The organism is Demequina activiva (assembly GCF_016862815.1).
Taxonomy (GTDB): Bacteria; Actinomycetota; Actinomycetes; order Actinomycetales; family Demequinaceae; genus Demequina; species Demequina activiva.
In genome coordinates, this window is the sequence record NZ_BONR01000001.1 from 271,710 (window position 1) to 288,791 (window position 17,082).

Here is a 17,082-nt window from a genome sequence, read left to right on the forward strand (position 1 = left end):
CCCATGAAAGCACTGGTCTTCTACGCCCCCGAGGACGTCCGCATCGAGGACGTCCCTGAGCCGGAGGTCGGGCCCGGCGAGGTGAAGATCCGCGTCCGCAACTGCTCGACGTGCGGCACCGACGTCAAGATCTTCCACAACGGCCACCAGAACCTGTCGCCGCCGCGGATCATCGGCCACGAGATCGCCGGCGAGATCGTCGACATCGGCGACGGCGTCGAGGGCTGGGCCCACGGCGATCGCGTGCAGGTCATCGCAGCGGTGCCGTGCGGCGACTGCTACGAGTGCTCCCGCGGGTGGATGGAGGTGTGCCAGAACCAGACCTCGATGGGATACCAGTACTCGGGCGGCTTCGCGGAGTACATGATCGTGCCGCGCGAGGTCATGAAGGTCGACGGCCTCAACCGCATCCCCGACGGCGTGGGCTTCGACGAGGCGTCCGCCGCCGAGCCGCTCGCGTGCGCGATCAACGCGCAGTCGATCCTCGGGATCGAGGAGGGCGACACGGTGGTGGTGTTCGGCGCGGGCCCCATCGGGGCGATGCACATCCGCCTCGCGCGCGCCAACGGCGCGGGGCGCGTGTTCCTCATCGACGTCAACGCCGAGCGACTGCAGATGGCGGCCGATGCGGTGCATCCCGAGGAGGTCATCGACGGCTCCACGGTCGACGTCGTCGAGCGCGTCAAGGAGCTCACCGACGGCCGCGGCGCGGACTGCATCATCACCGCCACCGCCGCGAACGTCGCGCAGGAGCAGGCGATCGAGATGGCCGCCCGCAACGGGCGCATCTCCTTCTTCGGAGGGCTGCCCAAGACCAACCCCACGATCACGTGCGACTCCAACCTCGTGCACTACCGCCAGCTGCGGATCTTCGGCGCGAACGGCTCCGCCCCGCACCACAACAAGGAGGCGCTGCGCCGCATCGCCTCCGGCGAGGTGCCGGTGAAGGACCTGATCACCGAGCGCATCCCGCTCGCCGACGTGCTCGACGCCTTCGGTATCGTCAAGCGCGGCGAGGCGATCAAGGTCACTGTCGAGCCGTGAGCCCCATCCACAGCCGCCACTGATCACGAGGAGCTTCCCCACCATGTACGCCCAGGAACGCCAGCAGTCCATCCTCGCCACCGCGCGCGCACGCGGCCGTGTCGAGGTCGGATCGCTCGCGGAGGAGCTCGGCGTCACGGTCGAGACCGTGCGCCGCGACCTCACCGCTCTCGAGCGGCTGGGCGTCCTGCGCCGCGTGCATGGTGGGGCCCTCCCCGTCGAGCGGCTCACGCTCGAGCCGTCGCTGCAGTCCCGGCAGACGCAGTACGCGGAGGCCAAGAGACGCATCGGCGCGCGCGCCGCGATGGAGCTTCACGATGGCGACGCCGTGCTCCTGGACGCCGGGACCACCACGCTGGCCATCGTGGACGCGCTGCCGCCGGAGCTGCGCCTCACCGTGGTGACCAACTCTGTCGCGGTCGCCTCACGGCTGTCCGAGCGCGAGCGCACCGAGCTGATGGTGCTGGGCGGGCGGGTGCGCCGGCGCACCGGCGCCGCGGTGGGCGAATGGCTCGCGGCCTCGCTCGCGGAGGTCACCGTCGACGTCGCGTTCCTGGGCACCAACGGCTTCACCGTCGAGCACGGTCTCACCACGCCGGACCAGGCCGAATCCGCCGCCAAGCGAGCCATGGCCGCCGCCGCGCGCCGGGTGATCTGCGTGACGGACGCCTCGAAGGCGGGCCAGGTCCACCTGCACCGGTTCGCCGCGACCGAGGAGCTGGCGCTCATCATCAGCGACTCGGACCTGGACGACGACACGGTGCAGGACTTCGAGGACGTGGGCGTGGAGGTGGCGCGCACGTGATCGTCACCTTCACCCCCAACCCGAGCCTGGACCGCACCATCTCGCTCGACCGTCTCCAGCGCGGTCAGGTCCACCGCGCCATCGCGCTGCGCGACGATCCTGGCGGCAAGGGCGTCAACGTGTCACGGGCGCTTGCCGCGCACGGCACGGACACGCTCGCGGTGCTGCCCGTGGGGATCGAGGCGGCTCGCACGTTCTCCGCGCTGCTCGAGGAGGCGGGCGTCGACTTCACGCTCGTCGACCTGCCGGGAGCGCTGCGCACCAACGTGACGCTCGCGGAGGCGGACGGCACCACCACCAAGATCAACGAGCCCGGCCGCGAGTCCACGGCGGCGGACGCCGCCACCATGCTCGACGCCCTCGAGGCGCCGCTGAGGGGCGCCTCGTGGGTGGTGGGATGCGGCTCTCTGCCTCCAGGGCTCGACGGCACCCTCTACGCGGACCTGGTGCGCCGTGCTCACGCACTGGGCGTGCGCGTCGCCATCGACACCTCCGGGCAGGCGCTGTCGGCGGCGATCGCCGCCGCGCCGGACCTGGTCAAGCCCAACGTCCACGAGCTCGCCGAGCACGCCGGCCGGCCGCTGCCCCATCTCGAGGACGTGCTCCGCGCGGCCCACGAGGTCCTCGACGCCGGCGTCACGACGGTCCTCGTGAGCATGGGCGCTCAGGGAGCGATGGCGGTCACGCGCGACGGGGTCTCGCATGCGATCGCGGTCGCATCGCAGCCACGCTCGACCGTCGCAGCCGGGGACTGCCTGCTCGCAGGGTGGCTCCACGCCGTCGCCCATGGAGCCGGGCGCGACGAGGCGCTCGCCACGGCGGTGCGCTGGGGCACGGCGGCAGTCGAGCTGCCCGGCAGCCAGGTGCCGGGCCCGGCGCAGTCCGAGTCCGTCACCGCCACGCTCTCGCCGGCCCTCGATACTCAGCTGACCATGACCCACGACTGACGCACCCGCGTCAGCGCTCATCGAAGGAGATGACATGTCCACTCGCACCGTCGCGATCGGCTCGAGCGTGGGGCTGCACGCCCGCCCGGCCGCGCTCTTCGTCAAGGCCGCAGGCGACGCGGGCCTCCCGGTCACCATCGCGAAGGAGGGCGGCAGCCCCGTGCCCGCGAACAGCATGATCGCCATCATGGCGCTCGGGGCGAAGCACGGCGACCGGGTCACCCTGGCCGCCGAGGGCGAGGGTGCGGAGGAGGTGCTGGACTCACTCGCGGAGCTGCTGGAGCGTGATCTCGACGCGGAGCCCGCGTCGTGACGGTCGTCCAGGGCATCGGCGTCTCCGCCGGCATCGCATTCGGCGCCGTGGTGCGCGTGGGACGCGCGGTGCGCCCCCCGGACAACGAGCCGGCCGCGGATGACGCGGAGCCGCGGATCCGAGAGGCGTTCGAGTCCGTCGCGAGCGACCTCGAGGCGCGCGTGGCCCTGGTCGAGGACACCGCTGCATCCATCCTCACCGCGACGGCGATGCTGGCCCGCGACCCGAGCCTCATCGACGGCGCGATCGCGCGGGCGGCCAGCGGGGCCGGGCCCGCGACCGCGATCGATGGGGCGACGCGCGAGTTCATGGACCAGTTCGCTGCTCTGGGCGGCTACTTCGCGGAGCGTGCCACGGACCTGCGCGACGTGGGCGACCGGGCGATCGCGGCGGTGATGGGCGCGCCGGCTCCCGGCGTTCCCGCTCTGGAGGAGCCGTGCATCCTGGTCGCTCACGACCTCGCACCCGCGGAGACGGCGACCCTGGACCGCACCAAGGTGCTGGGCATCATCACCGAGGCCGGCGGCCGCACCAGCCACACGGCCATCCTCGCCGCGCAGATGGCGATCCCCGCGGTCGTCAAGCTCCCCGAGGCCTCCGAGCTCGCCGATGGCAGGATCGTGATGATCGATGGCGATGCCGGCGCCGTCCACCTCGACCCGAGCCCCGCGACGGTCACGGAGCACCGCGAGCGCGGCGCTCGCCGAGCCCGTGCGCTCGAGCACGCCACGGGGCCGGGCAGCACCCTCGACGGCAAGCAGGTCAAGCTGCTCGCGAACATCGGCGGCGTGGACGATGCGGTGGCCGCGGGCGCCGCGGACGTGGAGGGCGTGGGGCTGTTCCGCACCGAGTTCGTGTTCCTGTCCTCCCCCACGGCTCCGACCGTCGACGACCAGGCGGAGATCTACCGCCAGGTGTTCGAGCCCTTCGAGGGTCGCCGCGTGGTGGTGCGCACGCTCGATGCGGGCGCGGACAAGCCCCTGGCGTTCGCGGACCTGGGCGCGGAGGAGAACCCGGCACTGGGACGTCGTGGTCTGCGACTGTCCGCCGAGCGCCCCGACCTGCTCGACGCCCAGCTCGAGGCCCTGTCCGTCGCGGCCGGGCAGACGGGGGCCGACGTGTGGGTGATGGCACCGATGGTGGCCGATGCGCAGGAGGCCGCGTGGTTCGCGCGGCGGGTCCGCGAGAACGGCCTGCCCACCGTGGGCGTGATGATCGAGATCCCCGCCGCCGCGCTGCGTGCCGGCCACGTGATGGCGGAGGTGGACTTCGGCTCGCTCGGCACCAACGACCTGGCTCAGTACACGATGGCCGCGGACCGCATGCAGGGCGAGCTCGCCGAGCTGCTCGACCCGTGGCAGCCCGCGGTGCTGGACGTGGTGGCGAGCGCGGCCGAGGGCGCGGGACGCAACGGCAAGCCCATGGGCGTGTGCGGAGAGTCCGCAGGCGACCCGCTCATGGCGCTGGTGCTCGCGGGCCTGGGCTGCTCCAGCCTGTCGATGGCGCCGTCACGTGTGGCGATGGTGCGCTTCGCGCTGTCGCGACACACGTTCGCGCAGTGCGTCCGCCTCGCCCATCTCGCGCGCAGCGCCCGCACCCCTGCCGATGCACGGGCCGCGGTGCTCGCGGAGTGCGCCCCGGACCTCGCCGCGATCCTGTGACGCGTGCGTGCGCGTTCAGGCGCGCCGCACGCGCACGTCGCCGGCGAGCACCTCGGAGACCCCCGCATCGGCCTCCACCAGCAGGCCACCGGAGGCGCCGATGCCCACCGCGCGGCCCGTGACCGGATCGCCGCCGGGAACGTCCACCGCGACCTCCCACCCGATGGTCGCGCACACCTTCTCGACCTCGGGGCGCACCGAGTAGTCGTCGGACTGACCCTCCCAGGCCGCGACGCCGTCGCGCAGGTGGGCCGCGAGGCGGCGCAGCAGCCGCACGCGGTCGAGCTCCGTCGCGCCGAGCGTCGCGAGCGACGCCGCATGAGGCACCGGCAGCTCCGCGGCGGACTGGGAGACGTTGATGCCGATGCCGGCGATCACGGCGCGCTGGCCCGGCACCGCCTCGCACAGGATGCCCACGACCTTGCGCCAACGGCCCCAGCCGGGGATGTCCTTGGCGCCGGCCTCGACCACCACGTCGTTGGGCCACTTGAGATACGCCCCCAGGCCCACGTCGCGCAGCGCGCGCACGGTAGCGAGGCCCGCGATCAGCGGAGCCCACCCGTAGCCGGCGGGGGCGATCCCCTGCGGACGCAGCACCACGCTCACTGTCAGCGCCGCTCCGGCTGGAGTCGCCCACGACCGGCCGGCACGGCCACGGCCAGCGGTCTGGTGGTCCGCCACCAAGGCGCTCAGGTGCGGCCAGGCATCGGGGTCCTCGGTGACCGAGCGCATGAGCGCGGTGTTGGTGGACGGCGACGCGGCCACGACGTCGAGGCGCGACAGCTGGCGCGAGGGTCCCACGATGGGCTCCAGGGACGCCGCGCGCAGCGGCTCGCGGGAGGCGGCCACGGCTGCGGGCGACGGGGAGATCACCCGGCTAGGCTAACGGGCAGACTTCTCAAGGGAGGAACGTGTCCGACATCAAGCCCACCAAGTCCACCGCAGGCGCGCTCGAGCAGCTGCGCGGCAAGGTCGACGAGGCCGTCACGCAGCACGAGGCCGTCGCGCAGGACAAGCAGCACGCACGCGGCAAGAAGTCCGCCCGCGAGCGCGTCGAGATGCTGCTCGACGAGGGCTCGTTCGTCGAGTTCGACGCCTTGAGCCGCCACCGCAGCCGCAACTTCGGCCTCGAGAGCAACCGGCCCCACGGCGACGGCGTCATCACCGGCTACGGCACGGTGGATGGCCGTCAGGTCGCGGTGTTCTCGCAGGACTTCACCGTCTTCGGCGGCTCGCTGGGTGAGGTGCACGGGCAGAAGATCACCAAGATCCAGGACTTCGCCCTGCGCACCGGTGTCCCGCTGATCGGCATCTCCGACGGCGGTGGGGCCCGTATCCAGGAGGGCGTCGCGGCGCTCACCCAGTTCGCGGAGATGTTCCGCCGCAACGTGGCCGCCTCGAGCGTGATCCCGCAGATCTCGATCATCCTGGGACCCAGCGCTGGCGGTGCGGTCTACTCGCCGGCCCTGACGGACTTCATCGTCATGGCGGACGGCACGTCGCAGATGTTCATCACCGGCCCGGACGTCATCAAGTCCGTCACCGGCGAGAACGTCACGTTCGAGGAGCTGGGCGGAGGCCAGGCGCACAACACCAAGTCCGGCGTGGCGCACTACCTGGCCAGCGACGAGGACGACGCGATCGAGTACGTCCAGCACCTGCTGCAGTTCCTGCCGCAGAACAACCTCTCGGATCCCCCGGCATGGGAGCACGAGGCGGACCTCGCTGCCACCGAGGAGGACGAGGCGCTCAACACGATCGTCCCGGACTCGGACAACCAGCCCTACGACATGCGCACGGTCATCGAGACGGTGCTGGACGACGGCGAGTTTTTCGAGATCCAGCCGCTGTTCGCCCCCAACGTCCTCGTGGGCTTCGGCCACGTCGAGGGCCAGTCGGTGGGAATCGTCGCCAACCAGCCGCAGTCCATGGCCGGCACGCTCGACATCAACGCGTCCGAGAAGGCCGCGCGCTTCGTGCGCACCTGCGACGGCTTCAACATCCCGGTGCTCACCTTCGTGGACGTCCCGGGCTTCCTGCCGGGCGTGGACCAGGAGCACCAGGGCATCATCCGCCGTGGCGCCAAGCTCATCTTCGCGTACGCGGAGGCGACGGTGCCGCTGGTGACCGTCATCACCCGCAAGGCCTACGGCGGCGCGTACATCGTGATGGCCTCCAAGCAGCTGGGCGCGGACGTCAACCTCGCGTGGCCCACCGCGCAGATCGCGGTCATGGGTGCGGGCGGCGCGGTCAACATCCTGCAGCGCCGCGCGCTCGCGAAGGTCGCGGAGGACGGCGGCGACGTCGAGGCCGAGCGGGCACGCCTCACGCAGGAGTACGAGGACCAGATCGTCAACCCGTACGACGCCGCCGACCGCGGCTACGTGGACGCCGTGATCGAGCCATCCGAGACCCGCGCGCACATCGTCCGCGCGCTGCGAGCGCTGCGCACCAAGCGCGCCGCGCTGCCGCCCAAGAAGCACGGGAACATCCCGCTGTGATGGAGGGCGACCAGTGACCGAGGACTCCGTCGAGGCTGCCGCCGGCATGCGCATCGTGAGGGGATCACCAGATGACGCGGAGCTCGCCGCGCTGGTGGCGGGCGTGGTCGCCGTGTCCACGGCGGCCGCAGACGAGGAGACGCCCGGCGCGCCCACGTCAGCGTGGATGGACCGCACCCGCACCATGCGCGGGCGGCGGCTCATGCTCCCGCTGGGCCGCGGCGACGCCGCCTGGCGTCACTCGCTGCGATGAGGCGCGACCTCGCCCTGCTCGCCGCCGCCGTGGCGGCGCCTCAGGTCTACGCGCGCGTCACCACCCGCGGCGAGCGCGCATCGGCCGCCTCCGGCGACCTGAGACCGGCCGATGCGGCACTGGTGCTGGGCGCGCGGGTGTGGGCGGACGGACGGCCCAGCCTCTTCCTGCGTCAGCGCGTCGAGGCCGGCGTCACGCTGTACGAGCGCGGCCTCGTGCCGCGGCTGATCCTGACGGGCGCGGGCGCCAATCGCGAGGGGCTCGACGAGACGGAGGCCATGTGGCGCACGGCAGTGGAGCTGGGGGTTCCCGAGCACGCGCTCACGCGTGACCCCGACGGCCACGACACCCGCGCATCGGCGCTCAATGCGCGCGACCGCGCGGGTGTGTCCAGCGTGATCGTGTGCTCGCAGGAGTTCCACCTGCCGCGCGCGATGTGGCTGTGCCGCAGCGTGGGCCTCGACGCGCAGGGGGCCTTCCCTCCGGTGCTCGCCAAGGAGCACACGCTGATGGGTTACGCGCGCGAGCTGCCCGCGACGTGGAAGGCCGCGCTCGAGATCCTGCGCGACCGGGTCTAGTCGGCCCGCGCGGGCGCGATGCTCGCCACCGCCCACGGGGGCAGCGTCAGCGACATGTCGAGCACGCCGTCCTCATCGACGGTGAGCGTGTCGCGCGCGAGGTCGTCCGCGACCGCATGCAGCTCTCGCTCCTGCTCGCGGGTGAGGTTGAGCGGCTCCCCCATCCGGTGCCACGCTCGCGCCACGTTGCCGTGATCGAGGTCCACGCGAACCACCTCGTACGCGGAGCCCGGCTCGAGGCCCGCGATGCGGTGGCTGACCTGGATCGCCGGGCCCCTGCTCTCGTAGGCCGCCGCCTCGGCGTAGGAGTCGCAGGCCCGCACCGAGGCGCCGTTCATGTCCGCGGGATAGTTGACGAGCACGGCCGCGACCTCGCCGGTGGCGCTCGACCGGGTGATCACGCCGTGGTCCATCGCCTGGAGGAGCTCGTCGCCCAGGCGGGCCAGCATCTCGAAGGCGTGGAACGTGGGCTTGTGGATGCCGCGCTCCGTGACGATGCCGAAGCCTCCGTGGAAGGGGCCCATCCCGGCGCCGCCCTCCTCGAAGATGTCGGTGAACGTCCAGTACGAGATCGAGTCCGCGAGGTCCGCGCAGCGCAGGTACGCGCGGGTGATGTACGCGGCGCCGAAGACCGTGTCGTGGATGCGGTCGCGGCTCGACGGCGAGCTGGACCACTCGGTGATGTGCACCTCCGCCCCTGCGTAGGGGCTGGCGTCCAGGATGGCGTGCAGGCGGCGAAGGTCGTCGCGCGTCGCGTCCGCGTGGCGGGTGATGTGGACCAGCTCGTCGTTGGCCGCGAAGGCGAAGTCCGTGGGATACAGGTGCGTCGAGACGAAGTCGACGGGCAGCTCGCGCTGCGCGCAGAAGTCGAGCAGCTCCTGGATCCAGACGGGGCGCCAGTCCAACGCATCCGGGTCCGGCGCATCGGCCGTCGCGGCCTCCACGGAGCGGTCCTCGACCTCGCCCGCGTAGCGATCGTCCGGCACGAACACCGAGGTCGACGGCCCTCCCACCAGCAGCCCGGGGTCGACGGCCTTGATCGCGCGCACCGTGTGCTCGTACAGCTCGAAGTACTCGGTGCGGGTGCCCGTCCAGAAGTGCGGCACCAGGTTGGGCTCGTTCCACACCTCGAAGCGCCAGGTGCGGACCTCGTCGATGCCGTAGCGCTCGACCCAGTGGCGCACGGTCGCGTCGACCAGCGCGACCCACCCGTCCATGTCGTTCGGCGGTGAGCAGTGGGCGCCCCACCAGAACACGGTGCGGTGCTGCGTCGCGAGGCCGGACGGCATGAACCCCAGCTCCACGAAGGGCTTCACGCCCAGGTCCAGGATCGCGTCGAAGAGGCTGTCGACGTAGCTGAAGGTGTGCACGGGCTGGTCGAGCACGGTGTCGGGCCCGAAGCCGCTGCCGTAGCTCGAGCGGTGGACGAACATGTCGTCGTGGAACAGTCCGTGGAAGCGCAGGTACCGGAAGCCGATGCGGTCGACCGCCTGGGCGAGCTGGCGCTGCCAGTCGGCCCGCAGACCCTCGTTCGCGCGGCCCGCTCCCACGCACTCGTTCCATACGTGGCGCAGGGGAGTTGCGGCCGCGCTCGCGGCGTCGATGACGGGGGAAGGCTGGGACGCAGGCATCAGTGGAGCGCTCTCCGTTCGGGCGATCGGTGCGGAGCTTCGCGGTCGTGCTCGGACCGCGCCGCACGCTCATCGTGCCAGACGCTGCTCCCCCGCTAGATCCAGACGATGAATCCCAGCACCGCCGTCACGAGGGCGAGCGCGCCGGGGACGAGGGTTCCGTTGATCGGTTCGCCGTGCGAGCGGTGGTTGACGACGGCGAGCACCATCACGATCACGAGGCCCGTGGCGGCGATGGGCGCGAGCACGGGGGCGATGCCGGTGAGGGGAGGCAGGATGAGGCCCAGCGCGCCCACGACCTCCACCGCGCCGATGGCGCGCTCGCGCGCCATGGTGCGACGCTCGGGCAGCACGCCCTTGTCTCGCAGGGCGGACTCGGGTCCCGCGATCTTCATGCCTCCGGCGAAGACGAAGGCGAGTGCGGCGACGCTGGCGACGATCCAGTAGGCGATGGTCATGGGATCCCTCGATTCAGAGTTTCAGTTGAATTTTCAACAATCAGAAAGGTAGTACCTGCCCGTTGAACCGTCAAGTTGTTATGATTTCGACGTGACCACTGCGCCCATCGCCCGCACCTCCACGGAGCTGACCGCCTCCGAGGAGCTGCTGTGGCGTCGCTTCTCCGCAGTGCTGGGCTCCGTGCCAGCGCTCCTCGACGAGCGCATGCGGGGGACCACGGGACTCAACTACTTCCAGTACACCGTGCTCGACGCGCTCTCGCACCAGCCGGGCGGGCGGCTCCAGCTCGCGCAGATCGCACGCGCGAACGACGCATCGCTGTCACGACTGTCGCACTCCATCACCCGGCTCGAGGCGGCGGGGCTGGTCGAGCGCGCCACGTGCGACCACGACCGCCGCGCGAGCTGGGCCGTGCTCACCGACGAGGGTGCGCGGGTCGTGGAGGACTCGCGCGACGAGTACGTGCGGATCGTGCGCGAGACGCTCCTGGATCGCGTGCCTGCCGAGCACCGGCCCGCGTTCACGGCACTGCTGACGTCGCTGCTGCCCGCTGACGTCGCCGAGCAGTGCGACGGCCTCGACGCAGATCTGGAGCCCGGCTCCTAGGACGCGCGCCGCTCACGCCCCTGCAGGAGCGTGCCGTCTGTGCCTCGACCCCGACCGGTCGCGCTCGAGGCACCCCATCGCATCGGCGTCCTCGCGGGCGCCTGCGTGATCGGTAGGCTCGCGTGCATGCCGGTCCCCTTCGTGCTCGCCTCCCAGTCCCCCGCCCGCCTGTCGACCCTGCGCGCCGCCGGCGTCGAGCCGCAGGTGATCGTGAGCGAGGTCGACGAGGACGCGCTGCTGGCCGAGGCCCGCGCGGCATGCGCCCAGCAGGCAGCCGCCGGCATCGGATTCGCCCTCGAGCTCGCCGACCACCCGCAGCTGCTGGCTCGCGCCAAGGCGGAGGACGTGGTGGGGCGCCACGATCCCGATGCGATCGTGCTGGGCTGCGACTCGATGCTCGAGTTCGAGGGTGAGATCCTGGGCAAGCCGCACGACGCGGACGTGGCTCGCGAGCGCTGGCGCGCGATGCGCGGCGGCACCGGCGTGCTGCACAGTGGCCACGCCCTGGTCGACAACCGGCTGTCCCGACGCGAGGCCACGGGTGCACCCACGCTCGCCGCAGACACGTCGTCGACGGTGGTCCACTTCGCGGAGCTGACGGACGCCGAGATCGACGCCTATGTCGCGACGGGCGAGCCGCTCACGGTCGCCGGGGCCTTCACCGTGGACGGCCTGGGCGGGCCCTACGTCGAGAGCATCGAGGGCGACTACCACGGCGTGGTGGGCGTGAGCCTGCCGCTGGTGCGCCGCCTGCTGCGGACGCTCGGCGTCGACTTCCATGAGCTGCGTCCCTGACGCCCCAGGGCCCCGATTTGTGGGACCGCCACAACCTACGCGCCCGTAGCCCAAGGATTCACCAAGTCGGTTGTGCGAAACCTCCAAAACCGTCGTGAATACGTGAGCGCGCGGTCCAAAGTTCCTGCGCGCGCTCGCCACGGCACGAGCGCAGCAAGCTCTCCGCGCTACCGTAGCCGCGTGTCTGCCTTCTCCTCCGTCCTGATCGCCAACCGCGGCGAGATCGCAGTTCGAGTGATCCGTGCGTGCGCGGACGCCGGACTGCGCTCCGTCGCCGTCTACGCCGAGCCGGACCGCGATGCCCCTCACGTGCACCTCGCGGACGAGGCGTACGCGCTGGGCGGCTCGACCGCCGGGGAGACCTACCTCGACATCGCGAAGATCATCGACGTGGCTCGCCGCTCCGGCGCGCAGGCCGTGCACCCGGGCTACGGGTTCCTCGCGGAGAACTCGGCGTTCGCTCAGGCCGTGATCGATGCCGGCCTCACGTGGATCGGGCCCTCCCCGGCCGCGATCGACGCCCTGGGAGACAAGGTGAGCGCGCGCCACATCGCGCAGCGCGCCGGCGCTCCTCTGGTGCCCGGCACCAAGGACCCCGTCGCGAACGCCGATGAGGTGCTCGCCTTCACGGACGAGCACGGGCTTCCCGTGGCGATCAAGGCGGCGTTCGGAGGCGGCGGCCGCGGCCTCAAGGTCGCCCGCACCCGCGAGGAGATCCCCGAGCTGTTCGACTCCGCGACCCGCGAGGCCGTCGCCGCATTCGGCCGCGGCGAGTGCTTCGTCGAGCGCTTCCTCGATCGCCCGCGCCACGTCGAGACCCAGTGCCTCGCGGACCGCCATGGCAATGTCGTGGTCGTGTCCACGCGCGACTGCTCGCTGCAGCGCCGCCACCAGAAGCTGGTCGAGGAGGCGCCTGCGCCCTTCCTCACCGATGACCAGAACCGTCGTCTGGTCGAGGCCAGCCAGGCGATCCTGCGCGAGGCCGGCTACGAGGGCGCCGGCACGTGCGAGTATCTCGTGGGCGTCGATGGCACCATCTCCTTCCTCGAGGTGAACACCCGCCTCCAGGTCGAGCACCCCGTGACCGAGGAGGTCAGCGGCGTGGACCTCGTGCGCGAGCAGTTCCGCATCGCTGCCGGAGAGCCCATCTCCGTCCTGGAGCCGGTCACGCGCGGCCACTCGATCGAGTTCCGCATCAACGGCGAGAACCCCGCCCTCAACTTCATGCCCGCCCCCGGCACCATTCGCACGCTGCGCTTCCCCACGGGTCCCGGGGTGCGCATCGACGCCGGCGTGCGCGAGGGCGACACCGTGTCCGGCAACTTCGACTCGATGATCGCCAAGGTGATCGTCACCGGCGCCACCCGCGAGCAGGCGATCGAACGCTCCCGCCGCGCCCTCGCGGAGATGGCAGTGGAGGGCATCCCTACGGTCCTGCCGTTCCACCGCGCCGTGCTCGAGGCGCCGGAGTTCACCGCGTCGCACGGCCACTTCGGCGTCTACACGACCTGGATCGAGTCCGAGTTCGCGGAGACGCTCGCCGAGCTCGGCGGAGCCGGCGCCGGGGCGGACATGGCCCCCGAGGCCGAGGCCACGGAGCGGGTGGTCGTCGAGGTGGGAGGCAAGCGCCTCGAGGTGGTGCTTCCCGCGTCCCTCGCCCAGGCCGGACGCGCCAACGCCCGTCGCGGTGCCCCCGCCAAGCGCTCGTCCCGCAAGAGCGGCGGAGGCGGAGCGCGCGCGGCGTCGGGCACGTCGCTGACCTCGCCCATGCAGGGAACCATCGTGAAGATCGCCGTCGAGGACGGAGCCGAGGTGGCCGAGGGCGACCTCATCGTGGTGCTCGAGGCCATGAAGATGGAGCAGCCCCTGCTGGCCCACAAGGCCGGCACCGTCACCGGTCTCGCGCACGCCGTGGGCGCGTCCGTGAGCTCCGGCACTCTCATCTGCGACATCGCCGACGCCTCCTGAGCACGGGTAGCGTGTCCCGCATGGACATCGCTCAGCGTCGCGTGCTCGGCCTCGTGGCCGTGGCGTCATGGATTCTCATCGACGCCATCCGCGCCGCCGGCCCGCTCCTGTCCAGCCTCGCCGACTCTGGCGCCGCCTTCGCCGTGGGGGCGGCGCTCCTCACCTTCGCCTCCGGCGGCGTGCTCGCGTGGATCGCGGCGCTGGCCGGACGTCACTTCGGACACGGCGTGGTGGTGCTCTTCCTCCTCGGAGTGGTCGCTCTCGCCCGCCTGGGCCTGCCGCTCCTGGGCGGCGCATGGCTGGTATCCGCGGCTCTGTACCTGACGGCGCTCAGCCTGGCTGTGGTGGTGCTGGCCGCGCGGGTCGCCATGGGCAACGGCGGCTCCCCGACGCTGCTGGCCGGCACGGCGCTGGGCGCCGCCGCCGCGGTGGCCGAGCAGACGGTGCTGCGCACGTGGGATGCCGTGTGGCGCGGCGACCTGCTGGGCTGGGTCGCGATCGCCGGCGTCGCCCTGCTCGCCCTCGCGAGCGGATGGCGGACCATGCGGCTGGAGCCCAGCGCATCGTCACGCGGGTGGTGGGCCTACGGCCTGCTGTGGTCCCTGATGGTGCTCGCCTTCGCGAACGTCTCATGGCTGAACGCCCAGACGGGACTGCGCATGTCGGCCACCGCGCTGCTGGCCATCGCGTCGCTGAGCACGGCGGCCCTGCTCGCTGGCCAGGCCACGGTCACGTCGCGCGTCACCGTGACGGTGCTGGGGGCCGTGGGGCTGGGCGCGCTGAGCGTCCTGATGCTGCGGCCAGGCCTCGCCGCGGCGATCGCGCTGCCGGTGGCCGTCTCCGTGCTCAGCCTTGCCGCCGCCAGCGTCATGCGCTCCACCCCGAGCGCACCGGGCCGCCGTCTGGGCGCCGCCACGGTGCTGGGACTGGCCGTGGTGGTGCCGATGCTGCTGGTCCAGCTCGACGCGCAGGTCACCCTGCCGGGCACGGCGGCCGTCGTGATGGTGGTGGCCGGTGCCGCGGTGATCGTGGGGGCGGTGTGGAGGGCGTGGACGGCCGCGCCGCGGCCGGAGGCGAGCAGCGCCGGCGCCGACGTCGGGGACGGCGCCACCCGCGCGACGCCCGACCGCGCGCGTGCACCGTGGATCGCTCCTGGGGTGCTGCTGCGCGCGACGCTCGGCTTCGTCGTGGCCGGTGCCCTCGCGGCGTGGACCTTCACCACCTACGAGACGCCTCGCGCGCTGTCCGAGAACTTCCTGCCGGCCCCCACCGCCATGACGTGGAGCGTCAACCACGGCGTGCAGCCGGAGGTCACGGGCGGGCCCGACGTGCGCCTCGACGAGGTCGCCGCCACCATCCGCGGCTCTGCAGCGGACGTGGTGATGCTCCAGGAGGTCAGCCGCGGCTGGCTCGCCGGCGGTGGCGCCGATGTGCTGGAGTACCTGGCTGGCGAGCTGCAGCTGCCGTACGCCTACGCCGGCGCGGACGGGCCGCAGTTCGGCAATGCGATCCTCACGTCTCGCGAGCACGCCAACCCCCGCAGCATCACCCTGCCCGCAGGGGACGGTCCGCACGCACGCAGCGCCGTCGCAGTGGACTTCATGGGCGCGACCTTCGCCTCCACGCGCCTGGATCCCCGTCAGATCGGCGGGGGCGAGGCTCAGGCCGAGGCCCTGATCGACTGGCTCGACGTGCCCCAGCCGCTGGTGATCGGAGGCGACCTGGGCGATGTCCCGTCCTCCGCGGTGCTGGCGGTGCTGTCCGATGCGGGCTTCGCGAGCGCTCAGGACGTCGCCGGCACCTCCGGCGTCACCTACCTGGGCACGGACCCGGCGGGAGGCGAGGCCTTGACGCTCGACTACCTCATGGGCCGAGGCGTCGAGTTCCGCGACATCGAGACGCTCGGCGTGCCGTGGTCGGACCACCTGCCGCTGCTGGCGCGCGTCGCCACCGGAGCGACCGCGCCCACCGAGGCCGGCGAGGACCTCAACGAGATCCAGCCCGAGGCGGGCACCAGCCCGTCGCCGTCGACGAGCGCGACGGCCTCCCCCAGCACGGACTCCGAGTAGCCCCTACCTGCCCTGCGGATCCTGCATGTGGTGCAGGCGCCGCGCGACCTCGGAGGTGGTGCCGGACAGCGACGGGTACACCGTGAACGCGCTGGCGACGTCATCCACCGTGAGGTGGTGCGCCACGGCCAGCGACAGCGGGAAGATGTGCTCGCTGGCGCGCGAGCCCGTGATGACGGCGCCCAGGATCTGGCCGGTGACGGTGTGACCGAAGATCTTCACGAAGCCCGTGTCGATGCCCAGCATCTTCGCGCGCGGGTTGCGCGCCAGCTCGAGCTTCGACACCTCGTAGAAGATGCCGCGCTCGATCAGCTCCGCCTCGGTCGAGCCCACGGATGCGATCTCGGGCGTGGTGAACACGTTGGAGGACACGTGGCGCAGCTCGATGGGCTGGACGGCGTCGCCCAGCGCGTGCGCCATCGCGATGCGGCCCTGGGTCGCGGCCACCGAGGCGAGCGGGAACACGCCCGTGCAGTCGCCCGCCGCGTAGACGCCGCGCGCGCTGGTGCGGGAGACGCGGTCCACGCGGATGTATCCGCGATCGTCGACCTCGATGCCCGCCTCCTCCAGTCCCATGTCCTGGGTGTTCGGGACGGAGCCCACGGCCATGAGGCAGTGAGAACCCTCGACCACGCGGCCGTCCGCGAGCGTCACGCGCACGCCGTCGCCGGTGCTCTCGACCGCCTGAGCTCGTGCGCCGCCCACCACGTTCATGCCGCGGGACGCGAACACCTCCTGTACCAGCTGAGCGGCCTCCGGATCCTGACCGGCGAGCACGCGCTCCCCGCTGGAGATCAGCGTGACCTCGGATCCGAGCAGTCGGTATGCGCCCGCGAACTCGGCGCCCGTGACGCCTGAGCCCACCACGATGAGGTGCTCCGGAAGACCGGTGAGGTCGTACAGCTGGGTCCATGTGAGGATGCGCTCGCCGTCCGGCTGAGCGCTGGGCAGCAGGCGAGGGCGGGCGCCCGTCGCGATGAGGATCGCGTCCGCCTCGATGATCTCGCCGTCGGCCTCCACCTGCGTGGGACTGACCAGCCGCGCGCGGGCGTCGATCACGCGGATGTCGTTCTGGGCCATGCGCGTCGCGATGTCGTGCGACTGCTTGAGCACCAGCTTGCGGATGCGCGCGTTCACGGCCGCCATGTCCACGATGTGCTCGGAGAACTCCGCGGAGTCCGAGCCGTCGGTGTCCCGGATGCCCAGCTGCGGGGCGCGGTCAGCGATGGTGCGCCACTCCGCGGTGGCGATGATGGTCTTGGACGGGACCACGTCCGTGAGCACGGCGTTGCCGCCCAGACCCTGGCGCTCGATGAGGGTGACCTCCGCGCCTTCCTTGACGGCCACCAGTGCCGCCTCGTAGCCTCCCGGTCCGCCGCCGATGATCACGATGCGCGTTGCCATTGCTCCATTGTCCCCCAGGCGGCGGCCGCACGCGTCACGCACCCGCGC

Annotated in this window: 16 protein-coding genes; 12 read left to right on the forward strand and 4 right to left on the reverse strand. The window is 72.0% G+C overall.

Annotated elements, in window-relative coordinates:
• The first annotated feature begins 3 nt into the window (after positions 1-3).
• Genes Dac01nite_RS01310 through ptsP form a run of 5 tightly spaced genes read left to right on the forward strand, consistent with a single transcriptional unit; the run spans position 4 to position 4,770 of the window.
• Entirely contained in the window at positions 4-1,044 is a 1,041-nt protein-coding gene (locus tag Dac01nite_RS01310) for a zinc-dependent dehydrogenase (RefSeq protein ID WP_203652975.1), read from the forward strand.
• Positions 1,045-1,087: 43 nt separating this feature from the next.
• Entirely contained in the window at positions 1,088-1,849 is a 762-nt protein-coding gene (locus tag Dac01nite_RS01315) for a DeoR/GlpR family DNA-binding transcription regulator (protein WP_203652976.1), read from the forward strand.
• On the forward strand, positions 1,846-2,796 hold the full coding sequence (pfkB, locus tag Dac01nite_RS01320) for a 1-phosphofructokinase (protein ID WP_203652977.1): 951 nt from the start codon (positions 1,846-1,848) through the stop codon (positions 2,794-2,796). Before Dac01nite_RS01315 ends, pfkB begins: the two co-directional genes overlap by 4 nt.
• A 34-nt stretch (positions 2,797-2,830) precedes the next feature.
• Entirely contained in the window at positions 2,831-3,109 is a 279-nt protein-coding gene (locus Dac01nite_RS01325; protein WP_203652978.1) for an HPr family phosphocarrier protein, read from the forward strand.
• A complete protein-coding gene (gene ptsP / locus Dac01nite_RS01330) occupies positions 3,106-4,770 on the forward strand; it encodes a phosphoenolpyruvate--protein phosphotransferase (RefSeq protein ID WP_203652979.1) in 1,665 nt (554 codons plus the stop codon). Before Dac01nite_RS01325 ends, ptsP begins: the two co-directional genes overlap by 4 nt.
• A 15-nt stretch (positions 4,771-4,785) precedes the next feature.
• On the opposite strand, the gene Dac01nite_RS01335 is transcribed toward ptsP, so the two are convergent.
• Positions 4,786-5,643 (reverse strand): biotin--[acetyl-CoA-carboxylase] ligase, encoded by an 858-nt coding sequence (locus Dac01nite_RS01335; RefSeq protein WP_239066446.1) that lies wholly within the window; start codon positions 5,641-5,643, stop codon positions 4,786-4,788.
• Positions 5,644-5,690: 47 nt separating this feature from the next.
• Between Dac01nite_RS01335 and Dac01nite_RS01340 the strand changes: the two genes are divergently transcribed.
• Genes Dac01nite_RS01340 through Dac01nite_RS01350 form a run of 3 tightly spaced genes read left to right on the forward strand, consistent with a single transcriptional unit; the run spans position 5,691 to position 8,102 of the window.
• Positions 5,691-7,271 (forward strand): acyl-CoA carboxylase subunit beta, encoded by a 1,581-nt coding sequence (locus Dac01nite_RS01340; RefSeq protein WP_373307230.1) that lies wholly within the window; start codon positions 5,691-5,693, stop codon positions 7,269-7,271.
• A gap of 13 nt (positions 7,272-7,284) precedes the next feature.
• A complete protein-coding gene (locus tag Dac01nite_RS01345) occupies positions 7,285-7,524 on the forward strand; it encodes an acyl-CoA carboxylase epsilon subunit (protein ID WP_239066447.1) in 240 nt (79 codons plus the stop codon).
• Entirely contained in the window at positions 7,521-8,102 is a 582-nt protein-coding gene (locus tag Dac01nite_RS01350) for a SanA/YdcF family protein (protein ID WP_203652981.1), read from the forward strand. Before Dac01nite_RS01345 ends, Dac01nite_RS01350 begins: the two co-directional genes overlap by 4 nt.
• On the opposite strand, the gene Dac01nite_RS01355 is transcribed toward Dac01nite_RS01350, so the two are convergent.
• Together Dac01nite_RS01355 and Dac01nite_RS01360 are read right to left on the reverse strand one after the other, a co-directional pair.
• Positions 8,099-9,733: a GH39 family glycosyl hydrolase gene (locus tag Dac01nite_RS01355; protein WP_203652982.1), complete on the reverse strand. Its 1,635-nt coding sequence runs from the start codon at positions 9,731-9,733 to the stop codon at positions 8,099-8,101. The two genes, Dac01nite_RS01350 and Dac01nite_RS01355, sit on opposite strands and share 4 nt — an antisense overlap.
• Before the next feature lie 95 nt (positions 9,734-9,828).
• Positions 9,829-10,191: a DoxX family protein gene (locus tag Dac01nite_RS01360; protein ID WP_203652983.1), complete on the reverse strand. Its 363-nt coding sequence runs from the start codon at positions 10,189-10,191 to the stop codon at positions 9,829-9,831.
• 91 nt (positions 10,192-10,282) lie between these two features.
• On the opposite strand from Dac01nite_RS01360, the gene Dac01nite_RS01365 reads away from it, so the two are divergent.
• From Dac01nite_RS01365 to Dac01nite_RS01380, 4 genes are all read left to right on the forward strand, one after another.
• Positions 10,283-10,798, forward strand: coding sequence for a MarR family winged helix-turn-helix transcriptional regulator (locus tag Dac01nite_RS01365; protein WP_203652984.1), 516 nt, complete (start codon positions 10,283-10,285; stop codon positions 10,796-10,798).
• Positions 10,799-10,924: 126 nt separating this feature from the next.
• Complete coding sequence (locus Dac01nite_RS01370) at positions 10,925-11,593, forward strand: Maf family protein (protein WP_203652985.1); 669 nt, start codon at positions 10,925-10,927, stop codon at positions 11,591-11,593.
• Positions 11,594-11,773: 180 nt separating this feature from the next.
• Entirely contained in the window at positions 11,774-13,561 is a 1,788-nt protein-coding gene (locus Dac01nite_RS01375) for an acetyl/propionyl/methylcrotonyl-CoA carboxylase subunit alpha (protein WP_203652986.1), read from the forward strand.
• A gap of 20 nt (positions 13,562-13,581) precedes the next feature.
• On the forward strand, positions 13,582-15,630 hold the full coding sequence (locus Dac01nite_RS01380; RefSeq protein ID WP_203652987.1) for an endonuclease/exonuclease/phosphatase family protein: 2,049 nt from the start codon (positions 13,582-13,584) through the stop codon (positions 15,628-15,630).
• Between the two features lie 3 nt (positions 15,631-15,633).
• On the opposite strand, the gene Dac01nite_RS01385 is transcribed toward Dac01nite_RS01380, so the two are convergent.
• The gene (locus Dac01nite_RS01385) at positions 15,634-17,034 is read right to left on the reverse strand and encodes an NAD(P)H-quinone dehydrogenase (RefSeq protein WP_203652988.1); all 1,401 of its coding nucleotides are present in this window, start codon (positions 17,032-17,034) and stop codon (positions 15,634-15,636) included.
• Positions 17,035-17,082: the final 48 nt, after the last annotated feature.

What these genes read in the sequence shown, in the direction of transcription:
- Dac01nite_RS01310 (WP_203652975.1), top strand. Translation starts at nt 4, where the DNA reads ATGAAAGCACTGGTCTTCTACGCCCCCGAGGACGTCCGCATCGAGGAC.
- Dac01nite_RS01315 (WP_203652976.1), top strand. Translation starts at nt 1,088, where the DNA reads ATGTACGCCCAGGAACGCCAGCAGTCCATCCTCGCCACCGCGCGCGCA.
- Dac01nite_RS01325 (WP_203652978.1), top strand. Translation starts at nt 2,831, where the DNA reads ATGTCCACTCGCACCGTCGCGATCGGCTCGAGCGTGGGGCTGCACGCC.
- Dac01nite_RS01350 (WP_203652981.1), top strand. Translation starts at nt 7,521, where the DNA reads ATGAGGCGCGACCTCGCCCTGCTCGCCGCCGCCGTGGCGGCGCCTCAG.
- Dac01nite_RS01355 (WP_203652982.1), bottom strand. Translation starts at nt 9,733, where the DNA reads ATGCCTGCGTCCCAGCCTTCCCCCGTCATCGACGCCGCGAGCGCGGCC.
- Dac01nite_RS01360 (WP_203652983.1), bottom strand. Translation starts at nt 10,191, where the DNA reads ATGACCATCGCCTACTGGATCGTCGCCAGCGTCGCCGCACTCGCCTTC.
- Dac01nite_RS01370 (WP_203652985.1), top strand. Translation starts at nt 10,925, where the DNA reads ATGCCGGTCCCCTTCGTGCTCGCCTCCCAGTCCCCCGCCCGCCTGTCG.
- Dac01nite_RS01380 (WP_203652987.1), top strand. Translation starts at nt 13,582, where the DNA reads ATGGACATCGCTCAGCGTCGCGTGCTCGGCCTCGTGGCCGTGGCGTCA.
- Dac01nite_RS01385 (WP_203652988.1), bottom strand. Translation starts at nt 17,034, where the DNA reads ATGGCAACGCGCATCGTGATCATCGGCGGCGGACCGGGAGGCTACGAG.